Source organism: uncultured Abyssibacter sp., from assembly GCF_964000955.1.
GTDB lineage: Bacteria > Pseudomonadota > Gammaproteobacteria > Nevskiales > OUC007 > Abyssibacter.
This window is the reverse complement of record NZ_CAXFCL010000292.1, coordinates 1-6,940: the sequence shown is the minus strand read 5'-3', so window position 1 is coordinate 6,940 and position 6,940 is coordinate 1. Positions and strand designations below refer to the sequence as shown.

6 protein-coding genes and 1 pseudogene are annotated in these 6,940 nt (G+C 63.9%); 2 read left to right on the top strand and 5 right to left on the bottom strand.

What is annotated here, in order from left to right; genetic code table 11:
• Positions 1 to 169: 169 nt before the first annotated feature.
• The 4 genes from ABNS06_RS14070 to ABNS06_RS14055 all read right to left on the bottom strand — a co-directional run bounded on the left by ABNS06_RS14070 (position 170) and on the right by ABNS06_RS14055 (position 4,363).
• Positions 170 to 1,546, bottom strand: a complete 1,377-nt coding sequence (locus ABNS06_RS14070; protein WP_348675226.1) for a MotA/TolQ/ExbB proton channel family protein — start codon at positions 1,544 to 1,546, stop codon at positions 170 to 172.
• Positions 1,543 to 2,367 carry a DUF3450 domain-containing protein gene (locus ABNS06_RS14065; protein WP_348675225.1) on the bottom strand — a complete coding sequence of 275 codons (825 nt, stop codon included), beginning with the start codon at positions 2,365 to 2,367 and terminating at the stop codon, positions 1,543 to 1,545. The genes ABNS06_RS14070 and ABNS06_RS14065 overlap by 4 nt, the downstream gene beginning before the upstream one ends.
• A 72-nt stretch (positions 2,368 to 2,439) precedes the next feature.
• The gene (locus ABNS06_RS14060) at positions 2,440 to 2,853 is read right to left on the bottom strand and encodes a biopolymer transporter ExbD (RefSeq protein WP_348675224.1); all 414 of its coding nucleotides are present in this window, start codon (positions 2,851 to 2,853) and stop codon (positions 2,440 to 2,442) included.
• 10 nt (positions 2,854 to 2,863) lie between these two features.
• A complete protein-coding gene (locus ABNS06_RS14055) occupies positions 2,864 to 4,363 on the bottom strand; it encodes a MotA/TolQ/ExbB proton channel family protein (RefSeq protein WP_348675223.1) in 1,500 nt (499 codons plus the stop codon).
• Positions 4,364 to 4,963: 600 nt separating this feature from the next.
• Between ABNS06_RS14055 and ABNS06_RS14050 the strand changes: the two genes are divergently transcribed.
• Positions 4,964 to 5,734 carry a 2-oxo acid dehydrogenase subunit E2 gene (locus ABNS06_RS14050; protein ID WP_348675222.1) on the top strand — a complete coding sequence of 257 codons (771 nt, stop codon included), beginning with the start codon at positions 4,964 to 4,966 and terminating at the stop codon, positions 5,732 to 5,734.
• 64 nt (positions 5,735 to 5,798) lie between these two features.
• Here the strand turns inward: ABNS06_RS14050 and ABNS06_RS14045 are convergent.
• A pseudogene (locus ABNS06_RS14045) lies at positions 5,799 to 6,140 on the bottom strand (SDR family oxidoreductase); the annotation flags it as partial.
• A 96-nt stretch (positions 6,141 to 6,236) separates the two neighbouring features.
• On the opposite strand from ABNS06_RS14045, the gene ABNS06_RS14040 reads away from it, so the two are divergent.
• Positions 6,237 to 6,940 (top strand): diguanylate cyclase (locus ABNS06_RS14040; RefSeq protein ID WP_348675221.1); only part of this gene is annotated, 704 nt, incomplete at its 3' end.

Genomic DNA, 6,940 nt, shown 5'->3' with positions numbered 1-6,940 from the left:
CCCGCTCGACGATGCAGCCCCACATGATGAAGATCGCCGCGGCGATCAGCAGCAGCACGTCGCCGCCCAGGATCAGGAAGTTGGTGACCTGGAAGACAACGTCGGAGACGAAAAACGTCAGCCCTTCCATGCCGCCCTCCCGTCGAGGGTTGGTATCAGCGACAGCACCTTAGGCGGCCTTGTCCTGCACGGCCCGGGCTTCCATGCGCTCGGCGATCAGCCCGGCGGTCTGGTGCTTGAGGGTGTTGATCAGGGCGATCGCCCGGGCGTTGACGACGGCGTGCAGCAGCACGGTCGGAATCGCCACGGTCAGCCCTTCCACCGTGGTCACCAGGGCCTGGGAGATGCCGCCGGCCATGGTCTTGGGATCACCGGTGCCAAACAGGGTGATGGCCTGGAAGGTGGCGATCATGCCGATCACGGTGCCCATCAGGCCCATCAGCGGGGCCACCGCCGAGATGACCTTGATGGTGCCGACGAAGCGGTCGATCTTGGGCCGCTCCTCGAGAATGGCTTCGCCCAGGCGCATTTCCAGCGTCTCGGTGTCCTGGTCGCGGTTGGCCTCGTAGATCTTGAGCATCCGCCCCAGGGGGTTGTTGTCCTTGGGGTTGCCGATGTCGGCCCGCTGGCGGGCGACCTTGGCGCTGACGATCATGATGCTGATCAGCTTGAAGACGGCGATCAGCACGCCAACGGCGCCCAGGGTCAGGATGAGGTTGCCGATCAGGCCACCGGCGGCGATGCGATCACGCAGTCCCGGGGCGTCGACCAGGCGGCTGAGCAACGAGCCGGCGGTGGGGTCGATGGCCACGGCGGCGATGCCGCTGCTGCTGGACAGGTAGTCCTCGACCTTCATCAGCGCATCGCCCTCGGGCTGGCGCTTGAGCAGCGAGGCCCGCTGGCTGGTCGCATCCCAGGTCAAATACGCCGGCTCGGGGTCGTCGGTGATCAGGCCGAATTTGCCCAGCCGGACGATCTTCCGGGATTCACGCGCGCCGGACTCGCCCAGCACTTCGGTGCTCAGCGAAACAATCTTGCCGGAGGCGGTGATCTCCTGTTGCAGCAGAAACCACAGCTGCTCCAGCTCTTCGATGGTGAAGATCTCGGTGGAGGTCTCCATGCGCTCGATGAAGTCACCCAACCAGATGTCGCGATGGGGGTACTGCAGCGAGGTCGAGGAGTTGCGGAACAGGCCGATCAGTTCGGAGGAGACGCCCTGCAAGGTGCCAAACAGGGCGGCGTTGGGGCCAAGCTCGCTGCGCAGTTCGGTGATCTTGCCGTCCAGGCTGCGTTTGTTATCCCGGGCGGTGTCTTCCAGCCCGGCGCTCTCGCGCTGCAGGGCGTCGCGACGGGCGCGGGCCTCTTCAAGCAGGCGTTGGCGCTCGGCGGCGGAGGCGCTGTTGTAGCGGTTGAGCTGGGCGGTCTGGTCGGCCCGCTGGCCGACCTCGCCGCTGCGCACGCGCTCGAGCAGCTCATCTTCACCGCTCTGCGCCCAGGCGCCTGCGGTCAGGGTCAGTGCACTGACCAGGACGATCAGTCGGTTCATGGTGCGCTCGCCCCCAGGGCCACGACCGGTCCACGGTCAGACTGCGCCGTCTTCGCCGGCTGTGGTGGCGGCAGCGGAACGGAGAGCAGGCTCGGTGCGGTCAGCTTGTTGGCGATGCGAATGGCCTGGTAGATGCCGTTGCGGTATTCGGCGCCAAGCGCCTCCCAGCGGCCGGCCTCGGGGTTCCAGCGGCCGGTGTGCACGCGATCGGCGCTTTGATAGAACAACCCGATCCGGCCCAGGCGCAGGACGTTGACTTCCCGCTCGCCGCCTTCGGCTTCGATGGTGTCGGTGTAGGCCTCGATGGTGTTGCCGTAGGACAGCTCGGTCATGTACGCATCGAGCACCTGACGGAATTTCTCCGCCGCGGCGACATCGGCCCGGTCCACGGTCTCGCGCAGAAATCCGATCCGTTCGGCACGCTCGTCGGCCAGGTACGGCGGACTCACCGCGACCAGCTCTTCATACGTGTCGACCATGTTGATCAGCAGCGGCAACAGCTGTCGGTCCACCTCCGTCGCCTTGGCGATCGAGGCGTCCGTCTTCGCAATCTCGCTCTCCTGCGCATCAATCTGCGTCCGCAACTGGCGGTTGTACGCCTCCAGGCCTTCGATCTGGCGCAGCAGACGCTGGTATTCGGCGTTCAGATCATCCGTCTCCGCGGAGTACTGGTTGATGCGCGCCTGTGATTCACGCTGCGCGACCAGATAGGACTGGCCCTCGGCGATCAGGCTCCTGACATCCTGGGCGTGAACCGGCGCCGCGGCCCCTCCCAGGAACACGACTCCGGCCAGCGTGGCTCGAATCAGACTGCGTTGCATGCCGGTCTCCTCAATGGCTGCGTCGGGACGTTCTTGTTTGGCGTGTGGTTCCATCGGATCGTGGCGCGGTGTTCAGGATTCGTTTTCGGCGGCGACGGCAACCTGTCCGACGCCGGCCTGCTGCACCGCATCCATCACCACGACCAGTTTCTTGTGCGTGGATGCGCGATCCGCCTGGATGACGACCGAGCCCTGCGGGTTCTCGGCATGCAGGCGCTTGACGGTCGTGGCGAGATCACGCTCGTCGATGCGCTTGCCGTCGATCCAGATTTCATCCTCCGGTGATATCGCGATCAGGATGTTGGCGAGATCCTGACGCTCGGCCGTCGTGGCCTGCGGCCGATCCACATCGATTCCGGCTTCCTTGACGAAGGTGGCGGTAACGATGAAGAAGATCAGCATGATGAAGACCACATCGAGCATCGGCGTCAGATCGATGCCGGTCTCCTCTTCGGTGGTCGGGTCGTCGCTTAGTGCGTCGCTCATCGAAGCCTCCTCACGCCGGAGCCGCATGAGCGGGCGGCAACGATGTCGGGCGCGGCCGCTCGCCGATTGTGGCGGCATTGCGCTGCGCGAGCCGATCCCCGGTGAGAATGGCGACCTGCTGGGTCAGCAGATTCACCAGCGAACGGGCCCGGGCATTGACCACCGCATGCAGCAGCACCGCCGGCACCGCGACCACGAGGCCCAGCACGGTGGTGATCAGCGCCTGCGAGATGCCACCGGCCATGGTCTGCGGATCGCCCGTGCCGTAAAGGGTGATCGCCTGGAAGGTGTTGATCATGCCCACCACGGTGCCCAGCAGACCCATCAGCGGGGCCACCGCGGCGATGATCGCCAGGAAGACCATGAAACGCTGAATACGCCCGGTTTCCTTGGCCACGCGATCGTGCAGTCGCATTTCCAGGGTCTCCGGGTCGACATGCTGGTTGTCCCGGTAGACCAGCAACACGCGACCGAGCGCGTTGTTGGCCTTGGGCTGATCCATGCGGCGGCGCTGCATGCCCACGCGCAGGCTGATGACGGCGATGTCGAGCAGCTTGCTGGCAGCGAGCAGGAAGGCGATCGCGCCCAGAACAATGATCATGTAACCGACCAGACCACCCTGATCCACGCGCTCCTCGACCGTCGGCTTTTCGGCCAGCAGCGTCAGCAGGGTGCCGCCGGTGGGGTCGATGCTGAGAGTGCTCAGGCCCTGCCCTTCACCCATGTAGTTCGCGATTTCCGCCGCATAGGGTCCGGCCGGCTGACGCGGCATGGTCTCCACGCGCTGCTGCCCGGCTTTCCAGAGCAGATAGGCCGGGTCGGGCTCGTCGGTGACCAGATTGAAGCCCCCCAGCCGAACCACGTCCCGCGTGGTGGAATCGCCGTTTGCATTGAATACCGGCGCATCGAGTCGGACGATTTCACCGCGGGCGCTGATCTCCCGCATGAGTTCGTACCAGAGCGTCTTGATATCGTCGGCCGAGGTGACCTCGGAGGCGTTCTTCATCCGGTTGGCGAACCCCTCCAGCCAGATGTCGCGATCCGGATATTGCAGGCTGGTCGGCGAACCGTTGAATGCACCAATCAGGTCCGACGCATTCTGCTGGAACACGCCAAAGAGCTCCTTCAGGGCGCCAATCTTGTCCTTGAGCAGTTCCGCCTTGTCGTTGAGCTCGACCTTGTTCGAGTCGAACACACCTTCCAGGCGCCGGCCCTCGGCCTCCGCCGATGCGAGTTTCTGCTCGGCTGAGGCCAGACGCGCCTTCGATTCATCCAGCCTGGCCTTGAATTCGGCCTCACGGGCCTGCAGACGCTCGCGATCGCGCTCACTGACGGCGCGCATCTGGCGAACAACCGCGTTCAGCGAGGGATCGCTGGCCTGCGTGGTTTCGGTAGCGGATTCGGGCGCACTCGCCTGCGCGGACGACGATGGTGATTCCTGGGCGCTCGCACGCTCGGCGACGGCCCACATGGCCAGCAGCACGGCACCGCCCACCCAGATAGCACGCATGCCGCGGATCACCCAGCGCCCCCCGACGCCATCCTGGTCAACTCCGCTCCCGTCAGACGCGAACGCATTGCAGTCTCCTTCGTTGTTACACGGATTTCAGACACAAACGACCAACACCGGGCCGCCTGCCGTTCCGCTTATAGTCGGTTCCCAATAGCCTAGGCCACCGGGCATTCGCAGTGCCAGTGATGGTCAAACTCTCTGCCCATTCCCGCACGTTCAGCGAATCAATGGACTCCGGGTGAACCCTCACACAGCATCCATGCCAAGTTTGGGTGCGGGCCGACTTCTCCGCGACCTTTTCGATCGTCTGGCCGGATCGGCACACCCACCTGCAACTATTAAGTTGCCAGGATAATGACATTTGTCAATAAACCCGTTCCGTTCGAACATCCACGGAACCGGATCAAGCATAAGCCTATTCGCGGAATTCACCAGCCCCACGGGAAGGCAAGACCGCGGAAGCTGCGAGCGGACGAAACGAACGTTGCGCAGACAGTCAAGATTGAGCGCGCGCGCAGCACATAGACTCGCGCTAAATCAGTCCGCGTGCCCACGATGGTGGCCATGCGGCGGGAACCACTTCGAGATCAGACGCCCGTGACAGACCAGACACCACCCAAGACTCCGGATCATCCCCTGCTGAAGTTGCCCCCCTGGCCGCACGTCGATTTCGCCCAATGGGGGCCGGTCGATGCCCAGCCGCTGTCCAGAATCCAGAAGCTGGTGGCCGCGGCGATGGCCCGCAACTGGGTGAGCATTCCGCATGTCACCCACAACGACGAGGCGGACATCTCGGCGCTGACACCGGCGAGACGGGCACTGTCGCAGGCCTCGGGCGTCAAGATCACCCCGCTGCCCTACCTGGTGAAAGCCGCCGTCGTCGCCCTGAAGGCGCAGCCGAAGTTCAATGCCTCGCTCGACGCGGCCGGTAACAATCTGGTCTACAAGCAGTACTACAACATTGGCATCGCGGTGGACACGCCAGCCGGTCTGCTCGTGCCGGTCATACACAACGCCGACAGCAAATCGATCCCGGAGATCGCCACCGAGCTGGCGGAGTTGTCAGAGATGGCCCGCACCAAGGGCCTGCCCATGGATCGCATGTCGGGCGGCTGCTTCTCGATCAGCTCGCTGGGTTCGATCGGCGGCACGTCGTTCACGCCGATCATCAATGCTCCGGAAGTTGCGATTCTGGGCGTCAGCAAAAGTTATGAGAAACCCGTCCGTGTCGACGGTGAACTCGCTTGGCGGGACATGCTGCCGTTGTCGTTGAGCTACGACCATCGCGTCATCAACGGCGCCGACGCCGCGCGCTTCTGCGTCGATTTCGCAAGTGCGCTGAGCCAGCCGGAGCAGCTGTCGGACTGATCGGCCGGTCACCTGCGGTCGACCAACCGCCGGGAAGCCCACCAGCCAACCCGCGCACGACAGCCTATCGGGTCGTGTAGCCACCATTGGCAAAGATCGTCTGGCCGGTGATCCACCAGCCATCCGTCGCCAGGAACGTGATGATCGGACCGATATCCTCGATCTGGGTCAACTGCCCGTTCATCGCCTGCGAATTGTGGAATCCCACGCGCTCCGGGGTCTCCTGGCCATAGAAGAACTGCGTGTCCATCGGACCGGCCCCGACAGCGGTGACCGAAATGCCGCGAGGCACGAACTCCTTGGCCGCCGCGCGCGCGAAGACTTCCACGGGCGCTTTGCCGCCGGCGTAGGTCGAGTAGCCGTCGGTGAAGGCCGCGAGCAGAGACGTCACGATGGTGATGATCGCGCCGTTGTCATTCGCTCAAGGCTTCCTGACGGCCAATACACCCGCCTGATCCATACGTCGTTGGACAAGCTGAGCCCACAGTCTGCCAGCGTCGACATGGATGCGTTCCCATGCGGGGCGCTTGTCAGCAGTCCCGACGGCCGCATCACCTATCTCAACAGCTACTTCCGGACCGTTCCGCTGTGGGAGCAGCAGCAGCTTAACGGGCAATCGATCGAGGCACTGCTGACCCCGGAATCCTGGATCTTCTTCGAAAGCTACATGATGCCGACGCTGTTGCGTGCCGGCATGTGCACGGAAGTCCAGTTGCCGATGCGGCGCAGCGACGGATCGAGTGTTCCGGTCGTCGCCACTGTCGCCTCCGCTCCAAATCACACGCTTTACTGGAGCATCATGTCGACCATCGGGAGCAACAAGCTCTACGACCAGCTCGCGGCGTCCCGTGATGCCCAGCAGCAGCACGCCGTTCACCTGGAGAAGCTGTCAAGAACCGATCCGCTGACAGGACTGACCAATCGGCGTGCGCTTGATGAGACGGGGGAGCAGATGGTGCGCTTTTCTCACCGCAAGCAGCAGAGCCTGGGCGTCCTGATCGCGGATATCGATCACTTCAAATCGATTAACGACCGGTTTGGCCATGTCGAAGGTGATCGCGTGCTCCAGGCCTTTGCCAAGCGACTGGTGAACCTGGGCCGCGACAGCGATTTGATCTGCCGCTACGGTGGCGAGGAATTCCTGGTGCTCCTGCCCGACACCAATCTCTCGGGCGTGCAGGCCTTCGCCTGCCGCCTGCACCAGGT